The sequence below is a fragment of the Rudanella paleaurantiibacter genome (assembly GCF_009184635.1).
Taxonomy (GTDB): domain Bacteria; phylum Bacteroidota; class Bacteroidia; order Cytophagales; family Spirosomataceae; genus Rudanella; species Rudanella paleaurantiibacter.
The window spans coordinates 660976-686764 of the sequence record NZ_WELI01000001.1 but is presented as its reverse complement, the minus strand read 5'-3'; the positions used below and the strand labels follow the sequence as shown (position 1 = coordinate 686764).

General features: G+C 56.2%; 16 protein-coding genes. 8 read left to right on the top strand and 8 right to left on the bottom strand.

Annotated features, from left to right (window positions below; genetic code table 11):
• Positions 1-8 precede the first annotated feature (8 nt).
• On the bottom strand, positions 9-1295 hold the full coding sequence (locus tag F5984_RS02780) for an acetylxylan esterase (RefSeq protein ID WP_152122574.1): 1287 nt from the start codon (positions 1293-1295) through the stop codon (positions 9-11).
• Positions 1296-1516: 221 nt separating this feature from the next.
• On the opposite strand from F5984_RS02780, the gene F5984_RS02775 reads away from it, so the two are divergent.
• Positions 1517-5212 (top strand): T9SS type A sorting domain-containing protein, encoded by a 3696-nt coding sequence (locus F5984_RS02775; RefSeq protein WP_246168783.1) that lies wholly within the window; start codon positions 1517-1519, stop codon positions 5210-5212.
• A 30-nt stretch (positions 5213-5242) separates the two neighbouring features.
• Here F5984_RS02775 and F5984_RS02770 read toward each other — a convergent pair whose 3' ends face one another.
• Entirely contained in the window at positions 5243-6247 is a 1005-nt protein-coding gene (locus tag F5984_RS02770; protein ID WP_152122572.1) for an NAD(P)H-dependent glycerol-3-phosphate dehydrogenase, read from the bottom strand.
• Positions 6248-6403: 156 nt separating this feature from the next.
• Between F5984_RS02770 and F5984_RS02765 the strand changes: the two genes are divergently transcribed.
• Entirely contained in the window at positions 6404-6799 is a 396-nt protein-coding gene (locus F5984_RS02765) for a hypothetical protein (RefSeq protein WP_152122571.1), read from the top strand.
• Between the two features lie 57 nt (positions 6800-6856).
• Here the strand turns inward: F5984_RS02765 and F5984_RS02760 are convergent, their stop codons facing one another.
• The 4 genes from F5984_RS02760 to F5984_RS02745 form a co-directional block, all read right to left on the bottom strand.
• On the bottom strand, positions 6857-8254 hold the full coding sequence (locus F5984_RS02760; protein WP_152122569.1) for an efflux RND transporter periplasmic adaptor subunit: 1398 nt from the start codon (positions 8252-8254) through the stop codon (positions 6857-6859).
• A 126-nt stretch (positions 8255-8380) separates the two neighbouring features.
• Positions 8381-9919: a TolC family protein gene (locus F5984_RS02755; protein WP_246168781.1), complete on the bottom strand. Its 1539-nt coding sequence runs from the start codon at positions 9917-9919 to the stop codon at positions 8381-8383.
• Positions 9920-10072: 153 nt separating this feature from the next.
• Complete coding sequence (locus F5984_RS02750; RefSeq protein WP_152122567.1) at positions 10073-10735, bottom strand: ABC transporter ATP-binding protein; 663 nt, start codon at positions 10733-10735, stop codon at positions 10073-10075.
• A 146-nt stretch (positions 10736-10881) separates the two neighbouring features.
• Entirely contained in the window at positions 10882-11469 is a 588-nt protein-coding gene (locus F5984_RS02745) for a fasciclin domain-containing protein (RefSeq protein ID WP_246168780.1), read from the bottom strand.
• Between the two features lie 710 nt (positions 11470-12179).
• Between F5984_RS02745 and F5984_RS02740 the strand changes: the two genes are divergently transcribed.
• Positions 12180-15482, top strand: a complete 3303-nt coding sequence (locus F5984_RS02740; protein WP_152122563.1) for a sialate O-acetylesterase — start codon at positions 12180-12182, stop codon at positions 15480-15482.
• A 135-nt stretch (positions 15483-15617) separates the two neighbouring features.
• The gene (locus tag F5984_RS02735) at positions 15618-18638 is read left to right on the top strand and encodes a glycoside hydrolase family 3 N-terminal domain-containing protein (protein WP_246168778.1); all 3021 of its coding nucleotides are present in this window, start codon (positions 15618-15620) and stop codon (positions 18636-18638) included.
• A 189-nt stretch (positions 18639-18827) separates the two neighbouring features.
• On the opposite strand, the gene F5984_RS02730 is transcribed toward F5984_RS02735, so the two are convergent.
• Positions 18828-20096, bottom strand: a complete 1269-nt coding sequence (locus F5984_RS02730) for an AGE family epimerase/isomerase (protein WP_152122561.1) — start codon at positions 20094-20096, stop codon at positions 18828-18830.
• An 85-nt stretch (positions 20097-20181) separates the two neighbouring features.
• Positions 20182-20415, bottom strand: a complete 234-nt coding sequence (locus tag F5984_RS02725) for a CBU_0592 family membrane protein (protein ID WP_152122560.1) — start codon at positions 20413-20415, stop codon at positions 20182-20184.
• Between the two features lie 62 nt (positions 20416-20477).
• Here F5984_RS02725 and F5984_RS02720 point away from each other — a divergent pair, with 62 nt between their 5' ends.
• The 4 genes from F5984_RS02720 (at position 20478) to F5984_RS02705 (ending at position 25713) form a co-directional block, all read left to right on the top strand.
• Positions 20478-21122 (top strand): deoxyribose-phosphate aldolase, encoded by a 645-nt coding sequence (locus F5984_RS02720; RefSeq protein ID WP_152122557.1) that lies wholly within the window; start codon positions 20478-20480, stop codon positions 21120-21122.
• Between the two features lie 60 nt (positions 21123-21182).
• Positions 21183-22625: an energy transducer TonB gene (locus F5984_RS02715; protein ID WP_152122556.1), complete on the top strand. Its 1443-nt coding sequence runs from the start codon at positions 21183-21185 to the stop codon at positions 22623-22625.
• A 62-nt stretch (positions 22626-22687) separates the two neighbouring features.
• On the top strand, positions 22688-24187 hold the full coding sequence (locus F5984_RS02710; protein WP_152122554.1) for an energy transducer TonB: 1500 nt from the start codon (positions 22688-22690) through the stop codon (positions 24185-24187).
• A gap of 62 nt (positions 24188-24249) precedes the next feature.
• The gene (locus F5984_RS02705; RefSeq protein ID WP_152122552.1) at positions 24250-25713 is read left to right on the top strand and encodes an energy transducer TonB; all 1464 of its coding nucleotides are present in this window, start codon (positions 24250-24252) and stop codon (positions 25711-25713) included.
• The last annotated feature ends 76 nt before the right edge of the window (positions 25714-25789 follow it).

The following is a 25789-nucleotide window of genomic DNA, read 5'->3' as shown; positions in this document are numbered from 1 at the left end:
GGTTCGTTTTATTTTTTCAGTTGCTCCATGAGCCAGGCGGTCATACGTTCGGTTTGTTCGGGGTAGGTCCAATGCCCGGTATCCTGGTAAAGGGCGAGCGTTTTGGGGGCCGAAATGAGGTTGTAAGCCGCATACATGGAGGTAGGTGGGCACACCTCATCGTTGAAACCCCACGAGTAGCGACCCGGCACTTTCACCCGGCGGGCGAAATTGACCACGTCGTAATACGCAACGGCCTTCACTTTTTCGGGCTTATTCATCCAGTTAGTAGCCTGTCCAGCAAACATATGGGGCCAACCACCGGCCCGGCCGTTGAGGTAGCCCGTCACATCAGACAGGGCCGGGTAATAAGCCCCAAGGTACTTCACTCGCTCGTCGAGCCCGGCCGTTACCAAGCTCAGTGCGCCCCCCTGCGAACCACCCGTTACGGCCATCCGGCCCGCATCTACCTGCGGCAAACTGGCCAGAAAATCGAGCGAGCGCACGCAACCCAGATACACCCGCTTGTAGTAGTAGCGGTCGCGGTCGTCGAGATTGAAGTTCTGATACCCGGCCAAAGGCCCGGCAGCCAGGCTTGTGTACACTGAGGGGTCGAGGTTGACCGGCACGCCGTGAATACCTACCTGAAAGGTCACAACCCCCTGTTCGGCATTGGCTACATCGCCCGCGTAGGGTCGAATCCCAGCGCCCGGCACCTGCAACAAGGCCGGAAACTTACCATCGCCCTTAGGCACACACAGGATACCATACCAGCGCGAAGGCGCCCCAATGCCCCAGTTTTGCAGGTTCACATGGTAAACGTTTACTTTTTCGGTACAGCGTTCGGGCAGGAGCGTCAGGCGGGCATCGAGCGGAATTTTGGCGAGGTCGGCCTTGGCGTTGCTCCAGAACGTATCAAAGTCAGCCGGATTTTCTACCGTGGGCTTAATGTCTGAAGGGCTAAAAGCTGCCGTTCCCACGGCCCGGTACTCTTTACCGTCGAGCTGCACTTTGGCTACGCAACGCAGAAAGCCCGGCTGCCGCATGGTGCCCCCATCCACCGTGAGCCGCCCCTGGGCAATCGAGGCTGTTTCGGTTTTGGTAGCGGGTTGTTGCTCGGGGCCGATTTCGTAGCGAACACTGGCGTTGGGCACCGGATTCCCGTGTTGCAATACCTGAATTGTAAAGCGTACCGGGTCGCCGGTTTTATACGTCCAGTCGGTGCGGTCGGGGGCTACAATCACTTTTACCAGCCGCTCGGCGGGTTGAGCCAGCAAGGTCACTGGCAAGAGAAACAAGAGCAGAAGCTTTTTCAATGAATAGGAAATAAGGAGTTGAAACGAAGCATTGAACAACAAGGGAAAAAGGCAATTAGGGGCTCGTCTTAACCATACGACCGAAACCCGTACACCCAAAAATGAACCAAACAATGACCGGAAAATAAGCCTTGTTACCGATGAATGGTCTTGGTTTGTGGCACACCCGCTATCTTCGGAACTTGGTTGGACAATCCGTGTCCGGACCAACACCTCTGTTCATGACCTTCCGTTACCTGCTGCTCCAATCGCTTTTGCTTCTGGGCCTCGTTGGGGCTACCTCGGCCCAGGATGAGCTACCCTGCGGAGTTAGCGACCGTGTTTTACCCGACAGCACCGTTCGACTCATGGGGCAGCTTCCCCGGCTGATGCAGCAACAACGCGCCCGCATGGCCGCCAGCGAGCGCAAAATCTGTCGGATTGCGCTGGAAGTTGACTCAGATACGTACGTCGAATTTGAGCGCGATACCAACCGAATCAAGCAGTTTTACCTGAACCGGGTGGAGCAGGCATCCCGGATATTCGAGCACGAAATAAACACCCAACTGGTAGTGGTGTACGTACGCATCTGGAAAGATTCCGACCCTGACCCGTACCGGGGCGAAGGCAACCTGTACACGCTGTACTCGATCATGAACGGCGTTTGGGCCCGAACGCCCGTGCCGGTACCGTACGACAAACGGGTGTATATGCCCACCAAAAGCACGTCGGGGGCTGGAGGATTAGGCGGTGGTAACCAGGCTATTGCGGCTAACCGAACGGCGGTTGCTACGCTTGCCCACGAACTCGGACATTGTTTCGACTCGCCACACACGCATCACTGCGCGTGGCCGGGTGGCCCCATCGACTTTTGCTCCACCATTGAATCGACCAACGGCGACTGTTACAGCGGTTCTATTCAGAATGCACCCGGCACACTCATGAGCTACTGCACCGACACGCGGCTCACGTTTCATCCGCTCTGCCAGGCGCTGATGACAAATGCCACCGACCGTTCGCTCGGCCGGATTACGCTCCCCTCCGCCCCTGCCCTGCCCGTCAGCACAACCCTTACTCAAACTCCCTTTCTGAGCTGGACGCCCGTCCCCTCGGCCGACCGCTACGAAATCGACGTAGCGACCGATGCCGCCTTTACCCAGAAATTCCGAAGCGACACCAGTAGTCTGAACGGGTATCTGCTGGGGTCGCTACCCTTTGGCACTACTTACTTTGTTCGGGTACGGGCCATCAACACTTTAGGGACATCGGCCTGGTCGGTCACGGGGCAGCTTCAACGACAACGGGCACCGGGCCTACAGGCACCGCTGCTGTTGCCACCGCCCGCAAGCGGCTTTTTTGCGGGTCAGGCTGCGTTTCAGGCCGCTATTCAGCCCGTCGATGGAGCTACGGCGTACCATGTTCAGGTAACAAATAGCTCCGACTTGCTATTTCGCTCCCCCAATACTCTGATAATCAGCCGACCTACCGATACCTACAACTCGCTATTATTCGGTATGGTACGGGCCAAAGTTCGGGCAGTGGTCAACAATATACCCGGCCCCTGGTCGGCAGAGGGGCTTTACGCGATCAATCCGCCCGATTATTACATCGGTCTGCCTTTTCAACCCCCGCAGTCGGCCCCGCTAACCCTCCCGATTGCTTACTACAGCGTGACCGGGCGCGAGAGTCGGGTAGTGCTCATGGTAGCTACTGACCCTTCGTTTGCCCGGCTGATGCACCGTCAGGAGCTGCAGTATGAACAGACATACTCCCTATTACTCAAAAACCTACTACCCAACACAACGTATTACGTTCGGGCCGAAGAATACAACACCACCAACCCCAATCTACCGACAGGGCTACTCACTCAGACCCAGCGGTCGTTCCAGACCGGGGCGGCCCCATTGTCGGACCGGTGGTCGTTTGTAAACAGCACAACGCACCCCGACTGGCCGCAGGGGGGCGCATACGGCCCGCTAACGGTGGGCAACAATAGTCTTTGGTACAGTACGTCGAACGGGCTCACCCGTATCAGCCTCGACAGCTTACGGCTGCGCGTGTATAACCAAAATACCACCAACGGCCGCCTGGGCAACAGTGTACTGGCCCACGGGGCCGATACCAACGGCACCGTCTGGGTAACCAACCGGGTATCGATCAATACGTTTAGAGATGGCTTCCCGGTACAGTTCAATCAGTTGGGGCGGCTCAATGAACAAACCGGCTCTCTGACCGACCGCTACAACTTCACTACCAACGGCTACAACCCGCAGTATCTGACCCATAATCCGCTGGTGCTATCGGGCTACAACCATGTTGGCGAGATAAAAGACTTTTCGCTGAACTCAGTTTACACGCCCCCATTTCCTGTTACCATCAGTCAGCTACTGATGCGGGACGGGAGTATCTGGATGCTCGTTTACAATACAAGCATGGGGCAGCATGAAGTACTCCGGCTCGACCCGGTTAGCCGGGGTGTCCAAACATTCAATTCGCAGAACACCCCACAGTTAGGCGCGATCATCAACCAAATCACCCTCGACCAACAGGGACATGTATGGGTTGCTCAGGCTACGCGCTCTGCCAAAGCACCCTTTGTCCTGTTCGATGGGCAAGCCTGGACAACGCCCCCAGCCGGGCCTATTACGTCGGCTCAATTTCTCACCAGCGACCCTTCCGGCCGGCTGTATGTATTGACGGGCAGTCCGCCCTACGCACTGTACCGGCACAACAGCCTCGGCTGGGAAAAGCTCGGCGACGAATTACCGTTCAACACCAACCTGAACAACATGACCGTTGATAGGCAGGGTAATGTGTGGTTCAGCGGGTTGTTTGGACTGATGCGGTACGCTACCTGCACCAATGTTGCCCGGCCCGAGCTGACAGCGAGTCAAACAACGATCCTGGCTGACGAAAAAATCAGCCTCACGGCCAAGGGTTGTACCAACGTGATGTGGTCCTGGACGAGTGCGTCGGATACCGTAACGAATTGGTCCACTCAAGGCAGTAACGCGCTACGGATAAACCTCACGAACACTACTACCTTCCGTAGTCGCTGTGTGGAGGGCATCTGTTCGGGCCCGGAAGCCGTCCTGACCATCACGGTTCAGCCCCAACTAGTTTTACACGATGTAAGCAAACCGGTGTTCTGCACCGGCGATACCCTCGCCCTCTCCTATCGACAGGTTGGGGAAGCGGGGGCTGGTAATCGGTTCAATCTGGTACTGAAGCGGGCGGGAGCAGCTAGTTCTGCTTACTCGCTGACCTCTACCCTGAGCACGCAAGGAAAGCTGACTGTTGCCAGTAGCCTGCTGCCGACTACTATAACACCCGGCCGGTACGTACTCCATCTGGACATGACCCAGCCGCAAATCCGCTCGCGAGACTCCCTCCTGATCGACGTAGCCGACCGCCCATCGGCCGAACTGAGCACGGACAAACTCACGTTTGTACTGGGCGACAGCACCCGCGTGAGCGTAGCCCTCACGGGTAGTCCACCCTGGCGCTTCACCCGCTGGGATAACCAAACGGTGCAGGCAAACCAAACTCCCTACCTGGCTACACTCATAGCCTCTCAGCCTACGAATTATACCCTCGCGTTGCGTAACCTGAGCGACCTCAATTGCCCCAACGGTAACATTCGCAACAATTTAGTAGTCAGCGCACTCGCTCTCAGCGCCGAACCTCTACTCAACACGGGCGTTCGGGTATTTCCTAACCCCGTAGTCGGGTGGCTGACAGTTGAAGCCGACCCCTCGGTGGCTCCGTTCACTGCCCTTCAACTCACCGATATGAACGGCCGCACAGTGCGCCAAAGAACCCTTGCGGGTCGCTCGCGCCGGGAGCAGTGGGACCTGAGCGATTTGCCCGTAGGCGTGTACCTGCTCACCCTGGAAACCACCGACGGCCACCGATTGACCTGGAAGGTGCTCAAATGAAAAAGGGCAACCGCTTGGCTGCCCTTCATGTTAGGTAAGTTTACCCTGCAAGATTTTCATCTCGGCAACCGGCGAGGCCCGTTCGTAGAGAATATTGTAAACAGCGTCGGTGATGGGCATATCAACGTTGTGCTGTCGGTTGATGGCATGAATGCTTTTCACGGCATAATACCCCTCGGCAATCATGTTCATTTCGGCCTGCGCCGACTGAATGGTGTACCCCCGCCCGATGAGCGTACCAAACGTGCGGTTACGGCTAAAGGGCGAATAAGCCGTTACGAGCAAGTCGCCGAGGTAAGCCGACGCACTCAAGTCGCGGTGTTGCGGGTACACGGCATCCACAAACCGTTTAATTTCCTGCATGGCGTTGGAGACCAGCACGGCCTGAAAGTTGTCGCCATAGCCAATACCCCGCGTAATGCCCGAAGCCAGCGCGATAATATTTTTCATGACCGCACTGTACTCAATACCGTATATATCGGCCAGGGGCGATGCCTGTACAAACCGGCACGTTAACAGCCGGGCCACCTCAGCAGCACACTCCAGATCGGTGGAGCCGATGGTGAGGTACGATTGCTTTTCGAGGGCAACTTCCTCCGCATGGCAAGGCCCGGCAATAACGGCCATCCGGCTATTGGGCACCCCAAACTGATCGGCTACCCAATCGGTCACGAGCTGGTTTTTCTCGGGAATCATGCCCTTAATGGCCGAAATGATGCATTTTCCGGTAAAGTCGCGGGTATCAAGCCCAGCGAGGGCGTCGCTCACAAACGCGGCAGGCACCGCCAGAATCACGTATTCGCTCTCCCGGAACGCATCGCGCACACGGGTGCAAACCTTTACTTTTCGTGGGTTAATCTGTACATCGCTGAGGTAGCTCTTGTTGTGATGAAATGTTTTGATGTGGTTGGCATCGGTCTTACTCCGCATCCACCACTTGATACTAACATTGTTTTCGGACAGGATTTTGATGAGCGCTGTGGCCCAACTTCCCCCGCCCACCATAGTAATACGAACCGGCGAGTCGTGTTTCATACAGCAAACTTAACAGACTTTCGGTTGGTGATAATGAGTTGACCACCCCGTATACACGGTTTCGGTTTCGAAAGTAGCCCAATGAGCTGTATACTTACCCTACGAAACCGATTCTGCCGAACCGGATTCACCCACCCACTTCACCTTCTGTTTACCATGTCTCCTTCTGTTCAACCACCCGACAATTCGGCCGGGCCGTTTGGGTCGCTGCCACCAACTGTACAAAACGAAATACTCTGGCGGCATAACCGTTGGCTCCTCCAACAGCTCACTACTACCGAAAATAGTATGAAGCAGCTTCGCGAAAACGACGAAACGTTGCGTCGGTTAGCCTACCAGCACGATTTCTACCGGCAGTTTAGCGCTGAGCTCGATCAGCTCAAAGACCGCACCACCCGCGACCTCCGACGAATCAAAGACCTGTACCAGACAAATCCGACGATTGCCGACCTGGCTGTGGATGAGTTGATCGACGCGGTGCAGGAAATGGTCAAAACCATGCGACTGGAAGCCCGCGTTCAGTTTGGGATTCCTCATCAGACCAACCCCTAAAAGCAATCAGCCCGGCCTATAATTGGCCGGGCTGATTGCTTTTAGGGGTCCTTAAGGTTAGTCCTTATTCTTTTCTTTCTTCTCCTTCTCCTTGTTCGGATCACGCTTCACAATCAGGTCGCCCTCCTTGAGCGTTTTCGAGACAGCCAGAAACGGCCCCGATACTACCTGCTCGCCGGCTTTCAGGCCCGATACAATCTGGATATTTTCGAAGTCGCTGATGCCGGTCTTCACCACCCGCTGCACAGCCTTTCCGCCCTGATTCACGAACACAATCTCTTTCACCTCCTCTTTCTTGGCGGGTTTAGCTTCGGGCGTCTGCACCGATGTATTTTCTTCGTCGCCCGATTCTTCTTTCTCCGGCATACGGGTTGTTACGGCGGCAATAGGCACAGCCAACACGTTCGACTTGCGGTCGGTGATGATCTCGACCGATGCCGTCATACCGGGCTTAAATGGAAACCCTTTGCTCTGACTGGCCAGTAGGTCGGAGTACGACGAGTTGAGGATTTTTACTTTCACTTCGAACTCAGTCACGGCATCGTTCGACATGGCCGAGGCCGCCGAGTTGGTATTCCCCGCCATGCCGTTGGCCGTATTCGAGATTTCGGTCACGATACCTTTAAACCGGCGGCCGGTAGTTGTGTACGAATCCACTTCAATGTCAGCGGTATCACCGAGGGTTACCCGCACAATATCGTTCTCGTTGACGTTTACGCGCACCTCCATATTGTTCAGGTTGGCCAACCGCATAATTTCGGTACCGGCCATCTGCGAGGTACCTACCACGCGCTCACCCGCTTCCACGTTCAACTTGGATACCGTACCATTGACAGGGGAATAAATAGTCGTTTTGCGCAGGTTTTCGCTCGCATCGCGCAGGCTGGCTTCGGCACTTTTAATGCTGAACTGAGCCGCCCGCACGTTGGCCCGCGCGGCCTCAACCTCCTGCCGGGCCACACTGTAGTTGGCCTCCGACGTTTCGAAATCGGCCGATGAGATCACCTTATCGGCCAGCAGCTTCCGGTTTCGCTCATAATCCGCTTTAGCACGCAACAGTCGGGCTTCAGCCTGTGCCACATTGGCTTTCGTCTGTTCAAACTGCGCGCGGCTCTGATCGACCGTAGCGCGGGCCCGTGCCAGAAACGACTCGTAGTTGTCGGGCCGAATCCGGCACAGCAACTGACCGGCTTTGACCGGGTCGCCTTCTTTTACGTACAGGCCAATAATTTCGCCGGACACATCGGGGCTGATTTTTACTTCAACCTCGGGTTGAACACGCCCCGAAGCGCTGACGCGTTCGATGATGTCGGTTGTCTTGACGGCGGCAAAATCAACGTCGGTCGTTTTGGGTTTGCCGATCACCCCGGCCTGTTTGGCCGCTACCAGCCCACCAGCCAGCAGCACAACCAGCCCTCCTAAAATCCACCAGATACGGTTCGACTTCTTCTTCATAATGAGCGAATGAGTGAATAAGTGAATGGGCAAATAAGTAACAAACGAATCAGCAGATAGGCACCCGACCAGGCAGGTATTCGCTCATCGAAACGTCAGACTGTCGCACAAGCACTAACTCGCTTATTAAAATGCAATTGGTTTATTCTGATAAAAATCTAAAATCTTGGTACGGAACACGTAATCGTATTTCGCCTGCACCAAACTGGCGCGGGCCCGGTCGAGGTTCGTTTTAGCAATGTTGTAATCCGTTCCGTTGAGGGCACCTGCGTTGAAACGGCTCTCGGCCACCCGTAGCGCCTGCTCCAGAGCCGTCACCTGCACCTGCGTAGCCCGGTAGCGATTGAGCGAGGCCGTCAGATTGGTATAAGCCGTTTCGATCTGCTGCCGAAGCTGCAACCGGATGTTATCAGCGTTGAGCTGCGCATTCTGCTGCTGCAACGTCGCATTCAAAACTTGGGTGCGGCTCAATCGCTGATTGAAAATTGGCACGTTGAGCGAAATCTGCAACGAGCGGTTCAGGTTATTGCCCAACTGATCGAAGAAACTGTAGTCCTCAAATCGGAAGTTGTTCTGCGAGAAGAAAATCTGTTGCGACGAGCCATCGGGCAGAATAACCGTTTGCGGAATCTGCACGGTTCCGTCGGGAATCCGGCGCTGAAGCCCTACACTCGAAAACAGCGACGACAGGGAGCCGTTGAGCGACAAGCGAGGGTACAAACCCGCCCGGGCAATGTCGATAGCCCGCCGGGCACTCTGCGTGCGTAAATCGGCACCCAGCACCTGTGGTTGCGAGGCTACGGCTATCTCGTAAATCTGCTGGGCCGTAGCCGAGTATGTTTCCACACGGGGGTCGGGCAGTTTTAGGTATTCGATTTCAAAGTTTTGCCCACCCGACAGGTTCATAGCCTGCAACAAGGCCAGTTTAGCAAGGTCGACGTTGTTTTGGGCATTCACGATAGCCAGCTCGTCGTTGGCCAATTGCGCCCGCAAATCAAACAGGTTTGCTTCGGGCAATGACCCCGCATTGACTAACCGTTGGGTCCGGTCGAGCTGGGCCTGCGTAGCCTCCAGTTGTCGACGGGCAATTTCGAGTTGCTCGGCACCCGTGAGTACGTTCAGGTATTGTTGTACCACCAGCAGGGCCACGTCATTCTGCGTAGCCGACAGCTCTTTCGAAGCAGCCTGTACGTTAGTCTGGTTCTGAAGAATCTGGTTTTTCAGCTGAAAGCCCTGAAAGATTGGGACGTTGGCACCAATCTGAAAGTTATTGGACCGAACGGCCTGATCGACAAAGGTGTTGGTACCGGGGTTAATGTTACGACCCGAGTTGAGCCCTTGCGAAATAAACCCGTTGACCGTGGGGAGCTGGTTAAACTTCGACTGCCGAAGCTGCAATTCGGAACCACGTACCTGAATCTGGCCCTGCTGAACCCGAATATTATTCTGCAAAGCCAAATCAACACACTGCTGCAACGAAAGCACCGGTGAGCCGTTGGCCGCACTCGACGTAGCGACGCCCGGCGTGGCGACGCCCGATGTAGCGACACCCGGCGAAACCGCATTGGGGGCCTGGGTATTCTGGGCCCATGTTGTACCGGCTGCAGCCTGTAAGCACAGGGCCCCGATCAAGGCAGCCTTTCTCCACTCCACTCGCATATTCATGACGTATTTTCGGTTCAATGTTAAGGATAAGCAGCAGGCAGTACCTACCGATTTGGGATAAACGGACGATTTTGGCGTATAGCCGATAACCCTTGGGCGTCAGCGGCTACTGGCGTCCGGTTGTTACTTGTTTGTGAAGGGTGATGCAACGTCTCAGACCATCCAGCCGTCTTTCAGGTTTAGCACCCGGTTTCCGTAGGCCGCGTTGCCCTCCGAATGGGTAACCTGCACAATAGTGACGCCGTCTTCCTGATTCAGTTTTCGGAATAACTCCATGATTTCGCGCGCCTGATCGGAATGCAGGTTGCCCGTAGGCTCATCGGCGAAAATGACGCGCGGCCGGGCCGCAATAGCGCGGGCGATCCCCACTAATTGCTGCTGCCCCCCCGACAGCTGGGCCGGAAACAGATCTTTTTTCGCCACTATATTAAAGCGGTCAAGCAGTTCGGCAACGCGGCTTTTTCGCTCCGAACCCGACAGCCCCTTGTAGAGCAGGGGCGTCTCGATGTTTTCGTACACAGTCAGCTCATCAATCAGGTGGTAGGCCTGAAATACAAACCCGATCTGGGTTCGGTGAAGCTCGGTCCGTTTCTTCTCCGACAGTTTCTGCACGGGTTCGTTCAGAAGCCGATATTCGCCCTCAGAGGGTTCTTCGAGTAATCCAAGAATATGCAGCAGGGTCGATTTTCCCGACCCGCTCGGCCCCATAATAGACACAAACTCGCCCTCGTTGATCGAAAGCGAGATCTGGCGCAGGACGTATGTTTTTCCGAATCCGGTCGGATAATATTTGGCGACGTTGGTTAGCTGGATCATAAAGCAAAAACAAAGCTATGCAGACCCATGCGCAACGTGTATGCCAGACACACAAAAAAGCCGCCCCCGGTATAAGGAGCGGCTTTCTGAGAGCCTACCTGTCCGTTTACGGACGTTGGCTGTTCGGCAATGGACAAGCCCGCCGTTTACTTAGCACCCGTGCTCAGAGCGCCGGGCATCAGCACTGTATCAACTGAGTGCACAATGCCGTTGGTGGCCGTAATGTCGCCCATATTAACGGTCGAGGTGTTACCAGCCGCATCGGTTATGGCGAGCGTATTACCTTCTTTTTTCACGGTCAGCTTGCCTCCCTGCACAGTGGTGAGGGTCTGGTTGTTCTTGAGCGTTGCCGAGGTGTAGCGCCCCCGCACCACATGGTAAGCCAACAATTGCGATAGTTGCTGCCGGTTGGCGGGTTGCATGAGCGACTCAAGTGTAGCTGCATCAATTTTGGCAAAAGCCGCATTGGTTGGGGCAAAAACTGTGTAGGGACCACCTTTCTGCGCCATATCGGTCAGGCTGGCCGCCTGCAATGCCTGCAATAAAGTCGAATGATCCGATGACAGGGCTGCGCTGGCTGCCAGATCGGCATTGGTCGATACACCTGTGGTTGGGGCATTGGTCGTGGTACTGCTCTGGTCGCGACCCGAATTAGCCGCGGGGCTAGTTTGGGCCTGCACACCACCCACCGTCGCTACGGCTAAGCCAAGCACGAACATCCATTGCTTCTTCATACGTTTCATCATGTTTTGAGTAAAAAGTACACGCCGTCGGTACAAACCGCCGGTACATGACCAACTGAGATAGTCGCCTAAAATTGTTTACACCCATAGAACCAATGGAATAAATGACTGAATGGCCCACTTCGCGCTTGTGCAGGCGCGAAACGAGCTAACTCTCTTTTTCGTGCGTATTCGACTAAGGGAATAGAGAATATACAATTAAAATCAAATTTTAATTTAGAGACCAAAACGGCCAATGGTGGTTATACAGGCTCATTTTTAGGAAATTTTTGTAGAAAAGACGAAACATTAAAAAAGTTTTTTAAACAATCTGAAGGGCAAAATATAATTCTACAAAGGTCTTATTGGTTACTTTTGAATCACGAAACCTAGTAATGCAATTTTGATTCTGAGCAGTTTGATCATGCGTTTTAAACTTCACATTGCCTCTCTGGAGTACCTTTTTAAGGTAAAAACTTATTTGTTGCCAGACCCTACACTGGCCCCTTACCCCCTTTTGGCCGCGTAACACGCCCCCGTCTTTTGCCCTCCTGTGATCAATAGTGCCCTTACCCCTCCTCTGGGTTGTGCCTGATCTGTCAATGGCCGTACACTCAATCTGGCCAGGCAGCACGCGAAGATCATCTACCTAACCAAACGTCATTGCCGGACACGACCACCCGGACAATCCGTTTCTACCCCTTATTGTACCCATTTAGTTCATGAATAAGTTTTCCTTGCTGTGGCTGCTGTTGTGGTGGCCCGGGATGGTATTGGCTCAGTTGAACCTTACCGCTCCCCAGTCGCGCATTGTGTATCAGCGTAACGGGGCCAACCAGGCCAATATCGTAGTAATGGGCACAGCCCCACAAAACGCAACCCGCGTAGAAGCCCGACTGGTGGCTCTGACCGGGGGCGCCACCACAGGATGGTCGCCGGTTGGGTTGCTCAACGCCAACAAAGCCTTCCGGGGTTCTATTACAGGCTCGGGCGGCTGGTACCGGCTCGAAGTCCGGGCCTGGGCCGACGGTAACCTGGCCGCCGAAACAAGCATCGACCGTGTGGGTGTAGGTGAGGTGTTTGTAATTGCCGGGCAGTCGAACGCCTTTGGTATTCAGGAGGCCGGTGGAGCCTCTGACGACCGGGTTTCGGTTGTTGATTTCCGTGATAATGATGTGAACGAGCAACTGCTGCCCATGCGGTTTAGCCACGCCGACGGCGGTGGTAACGTAGGGCCGTCGAATCCACTCTATATCTGGGGTAAACTGGGCGACCAGCTCGTGAGCCGGTTGCAGGTACCCGTACTGTTTCTGGGTGCCGCTCAACCCGGTACCACGAGCGAAGAGTGGCGCCGGTCGGCCGAGGGTGACGCCAGCCTGTCGGGTTCGCTGTTTCCGTACCGCCGGTTGGGTTCGGTGCTGTACCACTACATTGCCCGCACGGGTGTTCGGGCGGTGCTCTGGCATCAGGGCGAGGGCGATATTGACCGTAGTGGTCAGGCCTACATCGACAATATCCGCTACGTGATTGACAAAAGCCGCCAACAAGCCAATGCCGGCTCAATGGCGTGGGTGGTTTCGCGGGTTAGCTACACGCAGGGCCGCAGCAATCCAGGCATTATTCAGGCGCAGGAGCAAATCATCAACAGTGTCCCGAATGTATTTGCCGGGCCTAATACCGATGTTCTGGTGGGACCAGAAAACCGGTTCGACGATGTGCACTTCGGCGGGTCGGGTCTGATTCAACTCATCGCGTTGTGGAACCTGAGCCTATCAAACGATTTCTTCAGCCGTTCGCAACCCGTCAGCCCCTCGGCCGACGCACCCGCTACAACAGCCGGTTATGTTTTGCCCAACACGACGGCTCCCGGTCGGCAGATCTGGGTTCCGTATCTTAATAATAGCCCCGGCAACTCGTTTAAAGCACAGCTCCTCAACAGTGATGGCGGAGTCGTGACCGAATCGTCGGCGGGTAACCAGAACCCCATTGCGCTTACCCTGCCAGGCAACCTGCCCGGTGGCAATTACCGCACCCGCGTGGTGTCGGCGCAATATTCAGTACCGGGTGCCACCGGTGAGGTATTCCGGGTAGTACCCGGTGCGGCCGAAACTGGTACACAAACACCCATTCAACCCGCTACCATCAACGGCACCGCCGACGCCAGCATCAGCCGTCTGGGTTACAGCTACGACATGCCCAGCCACGGATTCCATTTACTCGTGAGCGCGTCGGGCCCGGTTGAAGTTCGGCTCGAACGCGTAGACGGTGGCTATTTTGGCGAAACCAACTGGGCATCGGCAGGCGACAATGGCGAGCATCCGGGCTTCAACAAGGTACGGTATTACAGCCCTATTTCCGGGGGTGTAGGTGGCGTAGAACCGGGCCGTTACCGGTTATCAGTACGGAAAGCTGGCGACTCGGGCAACGGTCTGCAAGTAGAAATTAACCTGCTCAATGGCCGCACCACGGTGTACACCACCTCCGACAGCACCCAGCCAACCCCTACCCCGACAACGCCTACCTCGCCCTCAGTACCAACCACCCCGACACCGCCCCCCGTTACGACCACCCCTTCGGTCGATTACGTCAGCCAGTTAGGGTATAAATACGATATGCCTTCGCACGGGTTTCAGCTGCTGGTGATGGCGCAGGGTCCCGTCGACCTCAAACTCGAACGGCTCGATGGACCTTTCGGCGAAACGAACTGGGCAAGCGGAGCCATTACGGCAAACTTTGGCGCGTTCAACTACTTCCGCAATTACTCTCCCGCAGCGCCGGGCGTAGGTGGTGTAGAACCGGGCCGCTACCGCCTTTGGGCACGCCGGGCGGGTACCGCCGGTACCGAAGTGTCGGTAGAGGTGACCTTACAGAACGGGCAGTTTCAGGCCGGAGTCGGCACTTCAACGCCCACAACTACGCCTATTCCGCAACAACCTACCGAAAATAGTGTAACCCCGCCCGCACCGACGCCCCCCCCCGTGGCAGGTGGCTCAACAAACGGACAGATTCGGCGCATTGGGTACAAATACGATATGCCTTCGCACGGGTTTCAGCTCCTGACCAATGCGACGGCCTCGGTAGAAGTTCGGCTCGAACGGCTCGACGGCGGCTTTGCTCAGACGAATTGGGGCGCAGTCACCGCGAGTGGTGAGTTTGGTGGCTACAACGCTTTCCGCAACTACGCACCGGCAGCACCGGGTGTAGGCGGAGTAGAAGCCGGTCGTTACCGGCTGTCGGCCCGGTTGGCGGGCGATACCGGCAACGGTCAGTCAATCGAAATTACGCTGGGCAATGGCCTGTTTGAAGCCTGGGCCGGTAGCGTTACAAGCTCTACTCCCGCGCCTGCCCAGCCTGCACCGCAGCCAACACAACCCGTTACAGAGGCCCAACCTACCGCTCCGACCCCGACGGCCCCCACTGGCCTCATCCAGTCAATTGGTTATAAGTACGATATGCCGACGCATGGTTTTCAGTTGTTATCGCTGGCTACCGTAGCGGTACAAATGCGGCTGGAACGCATCGACGGATCATTTTCCGACAGCAACTGGGGCAGTGCAACCAGCAGTACCCAATACAACGGCTACAACCATTTCCGCAATTACTCACCGGTAGCGCCGGGAGTAGGCGGGGTTGTGCCCGGCCGTTACCGATTGTCGGTCCGGCAGGTTGGCGACTCAGGCAACGGACAGTCGGTAGAGATTGTATTGCAAAACGGCATCTTCAGCATACCAACAGCCCCCAATGCCCGTGTGGCTGCCGTACCCTCAGCGGAGGAGATCATCTGGCAGGCCTACCCCAACCCGGCCGAAGCCGAGGTGACGGTTGCCTATCCGGCAAGCCTGCCCCTGGCCAACGTGCGTACGCAGCTCACCTCATTAGCGGGTATCAGCACCGATGTACCGGTTCAACAGGCGCAACCGGGTAAACTCCGGGTATCGCTGGGTAACGTTCCGGCAGGTCTGTACATTCTCCGCGTCCTCGACGGCCACCAACCGGTTCAGGCGCTGAAGGTGATAAAACGATAAAAGGAGAAGAAAAAAAAGGAGGAAAGGAGAAGGGAGGAAGGAAGACTGCTTGCGGTTTCCCTTCCTCCCTTTTCCCTTTCTATCACCTTTTTCTCTTTCCTCCTTATTGCCCTTTTTCCGTACTTTTGCGTATCTATGGTACTTCCATCTGCCTTCGCAACGGTTCGGCGGGCGGCTCTCGCTCTGTCTCTACTTTTTATTACGGTTTCCAGCTGGGCGCAGACCCCGGCTCCCCCACCCTCTTTCCTCGTTCCGACGCCCCGTGCCAAGCAGTGGGCCGACTCGGTGTTTAACATGCTTACGCCCGATGAGCGCATTGCCCAGCTCATTATGGTAGCCGGATACTCTAACCGCAATGGGGCGTACGAAGACTCACTCGCTACCCTTGTTCGGGTGCACCGACTGGGTGGGGTTGTGATGTTTCAGGGTGGGCCTGTTCGGCACGCCAAACTCGTCAACCGGCTACAGGCCCTGTCGGCAGTGCCGTTGCTCATTGCCATCGACGGAGAGTGGGGCCTGGGCATGCGACTCGACAGCACCGTGCGGTTTCCGTACCAGATGACCCTCGGCGGCATGGCTGGGCAAGACGACCTGATTTACCAGATGGGCGCCGATATGGCCCGGCAGTGTAAACGGCTGGGTATCCACATCAACTTTGCCCCCGTTGTCGACGTGAATAATAACCCCAACAACCCCGTAATCAACTTCCGGGCGTTTGGGGAAGATAAATACGCCGTGACCCGCAAGGGGCTGGCATACATGCGCGGCATGCAGGACAACCGCCTGATGACCAGCATCAAACACTTCCCCGGCCACGGCGATACGGGCGTCGACTCGCATTACGACCTCCCCGTGATTGCCAAGTCGCGGGCGCAACTCGACAGCCTGGAGCTGTACCCATTTCGGGAATTAATCAATGCCGGCGCAGCGGGCGTGATGGTGTCACACCTGAGTATTCCAGCCCTCGACTCGGCCCGGAATTTCCCCGCCACTCTTTCGTCAAAAATTCTGACTAACCTCCTGCGCGATGAGCTTGGCTTTCAGGGACTAACATTCTCCGACGCCATGAACATGAAGGGCCTGACCAAGTTTTATCCGGCGGGCGTTTCGGACCGGATGGCCGTAGAAGCCGGCATGGATGTGCTCGAATTTACCGAAGATGTACCCCGTGCCATTGCCGAAATCAAGCAAGCTATTACCGAAGGGCGCATTACGCAGGCCAGCATCAATGCCCGCTGTATGAAGGTGCTTCTGGCTAAAGCCTGGGTGGGTCTGGATGCTTACAAGCCTACCGTGCTCGACAATCTGGTGGCCGACCTCAACCAACCCCAGTCGGAGCTGATCAACCGCAAGCTGATCGAAGCGTCGCTGACGGTGCTCAAAAACGACGGTAACCTGCTACCCCTGCGTAACCTCGACTCACTGCGAATTGCGACCGTGGCTCTCGAAGCACCCACGCCAACGGCTTTCCAGCAAATGGCGGGCAACTACACGCAGATCGATCATTTCAACCTGACGTCGGCTATGGCCGACACGACCCTTGCCCGGATTCAGGCGCAACTGGCCAACTACAACCTCCTGCTGGTGGATGTGCACCTGAGCAACATCCGGCCGGGCGCACGGTACGGTATGCAAGCCAAAACGGCCGCCCTTGTGCAGCAACTGGCCGCGACCGACAAAGCCGTGATTACCGTTTTTGGCAATGCCTACGCCATTGACAAGCTGCCCGGCATTGATCGGGCGCGGGCGTTGGTGATGCCTTACCAGCTTACCCCCATGACCGAAGAACTCTCGGCTCAGTTGATTTTTGGAGCCATTGGCGCTTCGGGTCGGCTACCCGTTACGGTCAACAGCCAGTACAAACTGGGGGCCGGGATCACCACGTTCAGCCTCGGCCGGTTGAAATACACGATTCCTGAAGAAGTGGGTATCTCGTCGGCTTACCTGGCCCAGCAGGTCGATTCAGTGGTGAACGCCGGTTTGCAGGCAAAGGCCTACCCCGGTTGCGTCGTACAGATGGCCAAAGATGGCAAAGTGATCTACCGCAAAGCCTACGGGCAAACGGTTTTCGCCGAGCCTTTGGGTCAGCCCGCCGTGGCCATAACACCCCGCCCGGTTCGGCTCGACGATCTGTACGATATGGCTTCGGTAACTAAAATCAGCACCTCAACGCCCGCCCTGATGCGGCTCGTAGACCTCGGTCTGTTCGATGTGGATGCCACCATGAGCGCGTACCTGCCCGGTTATAAGCGGTCGAACAAGGCGAATCTGGTTTGGCGCGATGTGCTGACGCATCAGGCACGCCTACGGGCCTGGATTCCGTTCTGGCGCGAAACCAAAAACGAAGACGGTTCTTTCAAGCCGAAAACGTTTAGTAACGTCCGTTCGCGCCGGTACCCGATTGAAGTAACAGACAGCCTGTTTCTGCACCGCAGCTACCCCGACCGGATTTTTGAGGAAATCAAAGATTCTCCGCTGAATGAGAAGAAAGCGGCCGGCGAATCGGAGTACGTGTACAGCGACCTTTCGTTTTACCTCTACCCCCAGATTGTGAAGCGACTGGCGGGCGAGGACTTTGAAGAATTTCTGAAGAAGACATTTTACCGGCCACTCGGTGCCACCACGCTCACGTACAAGCCCCGGCTGTCGTATCCGCTCAACCGCATTGTACCAACCGAGTACGACTCGCTGTTCCGCAAAACGCTCATTTGGGGCCGTGTACACGACGAAGGAGCCGCTATGCTCGACGGGTTGTCGGGCCATGCGGGCCTGTTTGGATCGGCCAACGACCTGATGAAACTGATGGAGATGTACCGACAACGGGGGTCTTACGGAGGTCGTCAGTACCTGAGCCCGGCCGTACTGACGGAGTTTACCCGCTATCAGTTCCCGGAACTGGGCAACCGGCGGGGTCTCGGTTTTGAAAAGCCAGCCTACAAATACAACGCCAATGCACCCCGTTCGGCCAGTGCATCGAGCTTTGGGCACTCAGGTTTTACGGGCACCTTCACGTGGGTCGATCCGGCGTATAACCTGACCTACGTGTTTCTGTCGAACCGGGTGTACCCCACGCGGGAAAATAACAAAATCAGCTCGATGAATATCCGAACCAACGTGATGGAGGCTCTGTACAAAGCCATGAAGCGTGGTATCTAAGACAGAAAAAGGGTAGTGTATAATGCACAATGAACTGTATGCTGGCTATTAGTTGGCTCATCACGCATTTTACAATATCCATTAATTTGACCAACAACGAGGCCCGGCGGAGATTCCGCCGGGCCTCGTTGTTTTAGTCAACCGTGATGCCTTTCCCAGCAAGATAAGCTCCGATATTGAGCTTATCGGCTATTTGTCAATCAGTTTTCCAATGCGCTCGCTCATTTCGATACACGCCCGGCCGTTGTGGTAAGGGCATTTCCAGGGGCTGATTTTGGTGCTACCCCGCACCTGACCCGCCGGATCGACCCCCATAAACCACTCTCCATTTTTGAGGTCGAGCAGATGCTTTTTGGTATAAGCCCAACTCGCGGCCGATTGCTCCAGAAAACGCGGCTCCTTGGTCAGTTGGAAAGCATTCATAAACCCGACCATAGCCTCGGCCATTACCCACCACGAACGTTCGCGGTTCCAGTGGGCTGCCTTCAACTCACGGCTCTGCGTCGGCTTGTCTTCGTCGGGTCCTTCGTATTCGTAATTCATACCTCCGTCGGGGTCAACGCCCGACAAAGCCGCCCGCGCCATCAAGACCGATTCTTTACGCACTCGTGTCAGCAAATCGGCCTCGTGCAGCACCTCGGCCGCTTCGAGTAGGAGCCACGATGCTTCAATATCATGCCCATAGCTGATGCCCGGTCGGCGGGTTTCCCAATTATCACCCTGAAACAGAATCATCCGGTGGGTGCGCGGGTTAATAATCTGCCCCAGAAAATTGTTTAGCAGCCCTCGCACCTCTGTTTTCAGGCCCGCATCGGGCCACACACGCAGCAAACTCACGTAAGCCTCCAGAATATGCAGATGCGTATTCATGGTTTTTGACTCACCATTGTCTTTGCGGGAAATAGCGTACTGCCGGGCCGGCCCCCAGTCGCGGGCAAACCCCTCAAAATACCCCCCTTTGCGCGCCGGGTCCGTATCAAATGCGTGTTTGACCATAGCGCGGTACACCTCCTGAGCAAACGCCAGCGCAGGCTCATGTTTGGTAACCCGGTAATATTCGCTCAGGCCGTACACGGCAAAAGCCTGCCCATAGAGTTGTTTGCTGTCGTCGGTGCCGGGCGAAGAGCCGACCTGCCCCTTGGCGTCGACCATCCAATACACACCCCCATACTGCCGGTCGCGGAAATGGGCGTCCAGATAGTCGAAGGCCCGTTTGGCGGTAGGCAAATACTGCTCATAATGACCGGTATGCCGGGCTGCCGCCGAAAACGTCCACAGAATCCGGCTATTGAGCACCACCCCCTTCTCGGCATTGGGCCGGGGCTGATTGTCGTAGCCCACGGTTCCGTAAAAACCACCGTTGACAGGGTCGGGCGCGTAGCGTTGCCAGTACGACAAAATGGCTTTAAGCTCTTGCTCAAGTTCGTGCTGCCAAAGGCGCAGGTCGGGAGGGGTCATGGCGTCGGGTGATAAGGGCGTTCAGCAGGCAAAAGCCAGAACGGGTCTGAATCTTGATGCACACCCATCTACGCGGTCGGTATTTTTACTTTTTCCGAAGCAGGGCCGCAAACGCAATGATAACCCAAACCACGTTGACCAGCGCCGACGGGTAGGCCCCGTGATGTACGGTATTGACCACAAAAAACAGCCCGCCGACAATATTACTCCAGATATAGCGCGGGTCGCTGGCGGCCAGGGTGCCCCGCAGGTTTAGTGCATAAGAGCCTACAATCAGGACCGAAGCAATCCAGCCCAACGTTTCAATTAACAGATTCATACAACAAAAGTAGAGCATCCCGGTTGTAAAATTGCGTCTTCGATCACCGACCCCGCTCCGCCTTGAATCATTTGTTCCCCTACATCGAACGGGCCCTGCTTCGGCCCGACATCCGCATCAACGAGCAATACGAAGCCCTCGACGAGGTTACTCAGCTGGGCCTGGCGGGCCTGACGGTGGCTCCGTTCTGGGTAAAAAAATGGCGTCGGGAAATGGGTGACTCCCACCCGGCGAGCCTCTCGGCCGTGATCGGCTACCCCTACGGATACGCCCGCACCGAAGCCAAACAGCTCGAACTGGAGCTGGCCCTGCGCGATGGCGCATCGGAGGTGGAGGTTGTGCTGAATACCTCGGCTTTGTTTTCGCCGACGTCGGTATGGCTCAAAATTGAGCTGGTGAAACTGGTAGCCGTAGCCCATGCCGCCGAGAAACCCCTCACGGTGATTCTGGAGTCGGGCCTGCTGACCGACGAGGAACTGGGCCGGATGCTGAAGACAGCCGCCGATGCCGGAGCCGATTTTGTTAAAAACGCAACGGGCACCCTACCCACGTCTTTTTCGATAGAACAGGCCCTGGCGTTTCGGCAACGGACACCTACCACGCTGGGGGTCAAAATTGTAGCCGATGGCGCAACGCCCGACGAACTGGAGCAGCTTGTCGACGCGCGGGTCGACCGGATTACGTTGCATAACACCACCCCGCTGTAGGTTCGCATCGTCGGTGGTTTGTAGTAGATTTGGTCGAATTGTTTCCGGCCATTGTCTACCATGAATCGCCTGCTTGTCTTTATTCTGGGTCTGCTTTACCACACCGCTTCGGCCCAGTCGACCACTTACGAGAACTACGAAGTCGACCAGCCCGCCGAAGCGCGCGGAGGTCAGGCACTACTCGACAAGTTTATGAGTACCAACGTGCGCAAGCCGTTTCTGGCACAGGTCGCCAACATCAACGGCCTGGTAGTGGTGCAGGGTATTGTCGAGCCCAATGGACGAATCGCCGAAGTCACGGTGCTCAAATCCCTACGGCCCGACTGCGACCACGAGGCCGTGCGGGCTTTTTCGCTCTTCAACGCCTGGAAACCCGCCCTTAAAAACGGCCAACCCGTACGGCAACGCGTCACCTACCCGGTCCGGTTTGTACCGACCGGCCCCCTACAATATGCAAATGGCAGGGTCCTACGCTATTACGACCGAAACATGGTATTGGTTGAGCCATTTGATACGACCGCCTTCTACCGTGCCGAATCATTCACCGATACGCTGGGCTACCCAACCGGCCCGCTGCACCTCTGGAAACGGCACGGCAAACGGTGGCGCAAAGAGGCCGATCTGGAATTTTTCCCCGAGGCTTACAATACAGGCCAAACGTTGCTCATCTACCGAATGCCCAATTTTGCCGGTTTTGGGCCGGTATTTATCCACGACGCACAGCGCAGGCTGGTGAGTGATTACCTACAGGCTCCCGACGGCCGAATCGGGCTCCGGCTCGACCGCGACGCCAACGGTATGGTTACCCGGCGGACCGACCCTGTACATTCGTATTTTGTCTACACAGACTGGTACCCTAACGGCCAGATCAAATCAGTTTGGATACCTCCACACCGGACCGACAAACCCGTACCCGAGCAAATGCTGGCGTACTGGGACAGTACCGGACAACAGCTTGTGAGTGAAGGCAACGGCGCCATCCGCTTCCGGTACCCGAAGAGTTGGAAGTCCCTCAGGCAATACGGGCAGTTGGTCGATCAAACCAATGAAAACCGCTACGAGCGCGGGTTCAGGGAGGGTCTCACTACCGGTATCCTGGCCGATAGCTCGTACTGGATAGGCGAGGTATATAAGGCCGGGGTGTTGCAAAGCTGGATGGTTGTGCTAACCGGTAGCCCTGATACACTCCGGTACACCGAGACCGACAAGTCACCTCAATTCATGGGCGGACTAGACCGCCTGAGTCAGGTACTGGCTGATCGGATGCAATACCCGACCGCTTTGGTGGGAAGTTCGGTAGAGGGCTACGCACTGGTCGGGTTTACCGTACTGATTGACGGAAAAATCAGCGACGTTGCGCTCGTAAAAGGGCTTCACCCTGCCGCCGACGCCGAAGCTCTGCGCGTGGTGCAACGTACCAACGGCGACTGGCAAGCTGCTCAACAGCAGGGCCGACCGGTCGCGAGCCGGTTTATACTACCTGTTTTCTTCCCTAAAAAGTAAGCATATGATCTACAGAGAAATAAGAAATTGTTTACTTTTAAAGAAACGATTATAAGCCACCCGTGACCTCACGTCTTATTCTTACCCTTTGTTTTTGCCTCATTCGGCTGACGGTATCCGCTCAGTCGACCGCTTATGCCGATTATGAAGTCGACCAGCCTGCCGAGCCGGGCGGAGGGCAAACTTGGCTCGACAAGTTTATGAGTACCAACGTGCGCAAGCCGTTTCTGGCGCAGGTCGCCAATGTCAAAGGCCTGGTAGTGGTGCAGGGTGTTGTCGAGCCCAATGGACGCATCACCGAAGTCACGGTGCTCAAATCCCTACGGCCCGACTGCGACCGCGAGGCCGTGCGGGCTTTTTCGCTCTTCAACGCCTGGAAACCCGCCCTTAAAAAGGGCCAACCCGTACGGCAACGCGTCACGGCCCCCGTATATTTCCACCCAAACGAGCCCGTTGATTACCAAAACGGTCTGGCTACCTGGCATTTTGATACCAACCTGAACCGGGTAGCCCCCACCGACCCGGAGGCCCTCTACCGCTCCCAAATCCCCACCGACACGTTGGGGCTGCCCACCGGCGACCTACAGCTTTTCAAACGAAAAGAGGGCCAATGGAAGACGGAAACCACCATTGCCTTATCCACGGAACCGTTTCGGGGTGGTACGCTGCTCATTCATCGGATGCCCAACCAATCGGGGTTTGGGCCGGTGTATCAGTTGAGCAAAGACGGACGTATTCTGGCCGAGTACGTGCAGGGCCCCGACGGAACGGTAGGCCTCCGGCTCGACCGCGACGAGCGGGGAATGGTGGTCAAAAGCACCGAACAACTGAATGGATATTATATCGTTACGGAATGGTATCCGAGTGGGCAAATCAAACAGATGTGGTCGCACGCGGGGCTCGTCGGCAATGTCCGGATTGTTTATGCCTCAAAGACGGCTATACTGCCTTCACAAGCGGAGCAACCGTCGCAACTGCTGGCTTTGTGGGATAGCACTGGCCATCAGCAGATTATGGAAGGCCGGGGAAAATTCAGCCGACAACTTAAGGTCAATTCGGGGATTCGTTACCGGCAGCAGGTTGAGCTTATTGAAGAAGGTGAGTACGAAAATGGCCGTATGCAGGGCTACTGGCAAACGGCCTATGCCGATGGCTCCTGCTGGAACAGGCAGTATTACGACAAGGGTGTGCTTCAGCACGAACGTTTCTGGACTGCGGGTTATCCCGACACCCTTACGTTCCACCCAACTGACCATCCGCCCATGCCCATGGGGGGGTTCGGCCGACTTAACGGGTTTCTGGCGCACGAGCTTCGGCCCCTGACCCGCGAGCAACTGGGAGGTGTGCAGGGGTACGTACTGGTCAGCTTTCAGGTGAACACCTACGGCCGGGCCACCGACATTCGGGTAGCGAAAAGCCTCCACCCGGCCGCCGACCGCGAAGCCCTGCGGGTAGTCAGGCTCATGAACCGGCAGCGAGTGCCGTTCTGGCTAACGGCTTATCAAAACGGCCTACCGGTTAAAGCCGCTTCTACACTCCCGATTCACTTTGTAGCCGATTAGGCTTTTGTATCACTACTTTTTCATTTATTTGTCTCCTAAATTATCCAAACCAATACGCTATTATGAACCGTGTCCTGTTGCTTTGTTTCTGTCTGCTGGCGGGTATCTCCGCTCAGGCCCAACAAACGGCCTACCGTGATTTTGAAGTCGAACGCCCGGCCGTGCCCAAAGGCGGAGCCTCTATGCTCAACGAGTTCATGGCAGCTAACGTGCGCAAGCCGTTTATGGCACAGGTAGCCAACGTGAAAGGCATGGTGGTGGTGCAAGGCGTCGTAGAGCCTGATGGGCGCATTGCCGAGGTTACGGTGATCAAACCCCTACGCCCCGACTGCGACCGGGAAGCCCTGCGCGCATTCCGGCTTTTCAACGCCTGGCAACCTGCTCTGAAAGACGGCAAGCCCGTGCGGCAAATTATCACCCAACCCGTATTCTTCCGGGCATCAACGCCGTTGCAGTACGAAAACGGGGTTGTTATTCAGTACTACGATCGCAAGTTTCGCTCCATTGCCCCGTCGGATACAGCCACGATCCGTTCGGAGGTTCCGACCGACACGCTGGGCCTACCTACGGGTAACCTCGTGTTTTACGTCCGTTCGGGCAGCCGGTGGAAAAAAGAAGCCGAAATGACGTACTACCGCGAACCCGTCAAAAACGCTCCGGCCTCGAACTTGGCGTTTCGGGTGGGCCACCGCGATGTGAACGAGCGCCCGTTTGGGTATCTGTACGAGATCACCAACGATGGACAGGCATTCGAGAGATCCTTCCACGATCTGGACCGGAACCTGGTGCGCCAAACCGACCGGATGCCCAACGGGGCCGTACTCCGACAGGATGCCTTCGACGGGGCGCGTTTTGTCCAGAAGGCCTGGTATCCCGATGGGCAGTTGCAGCAGATCCGGACGCGTCCTAGAGAACGAGGTATGATAAGCATCGCCCCTGAATCGGAGCAGATGCTTGCTTATTGGGACAGCACCGGCACCCAACTTGTCAGCGAAGGTACCGGCACCGTGGCCCTCTCCGAATCGGCCACTTCCTATGCTGACACTAGTCGGCGCACGCAGTTTATCGAGCGCGGCACCTTTGAAAAGGGTATGAAAGTTGGCCGTTGGACAGGTCAGTTTGCCGATGGCTCGTTTAGCTATGTTGAAGACTACGACAAAGGCAAGCTGACACTCGGCAAGGCTGCCTTTGCCAACCAACCCGACACCCTGCGGTACACAGTAGCCAATCAGCAGCCCGAATTTAAGGGCGGTATGCCGGGGCTTTCGCAGTTTTTAGCCTCTACGCTCCGCTACCCTGCCGATGCCCAGCGGGCCGGTGCCCAGGGCCAGGTATTTGTGAGCTTCGTGGTCTGCACGGATGGCACATTATGCGATTTTGAAGTAGTCAAAGGCGTTCACCCGGCTGTCGACGCCGAAGCCCTACGGGTGGTGAAGGCGATGAATGGTAACTGGAAACCGGGTATTCAGCGGGGTATGCCGGTACGGGTGAAGTACAGTCTGCCGATCAACTTTGCTTTGCGGTAATACGTAATAGGGGTTAGCACGCGGATGACGCGGATTGAACAGATTTTCGCGGATTAATAACTAAAAGACCAATCTC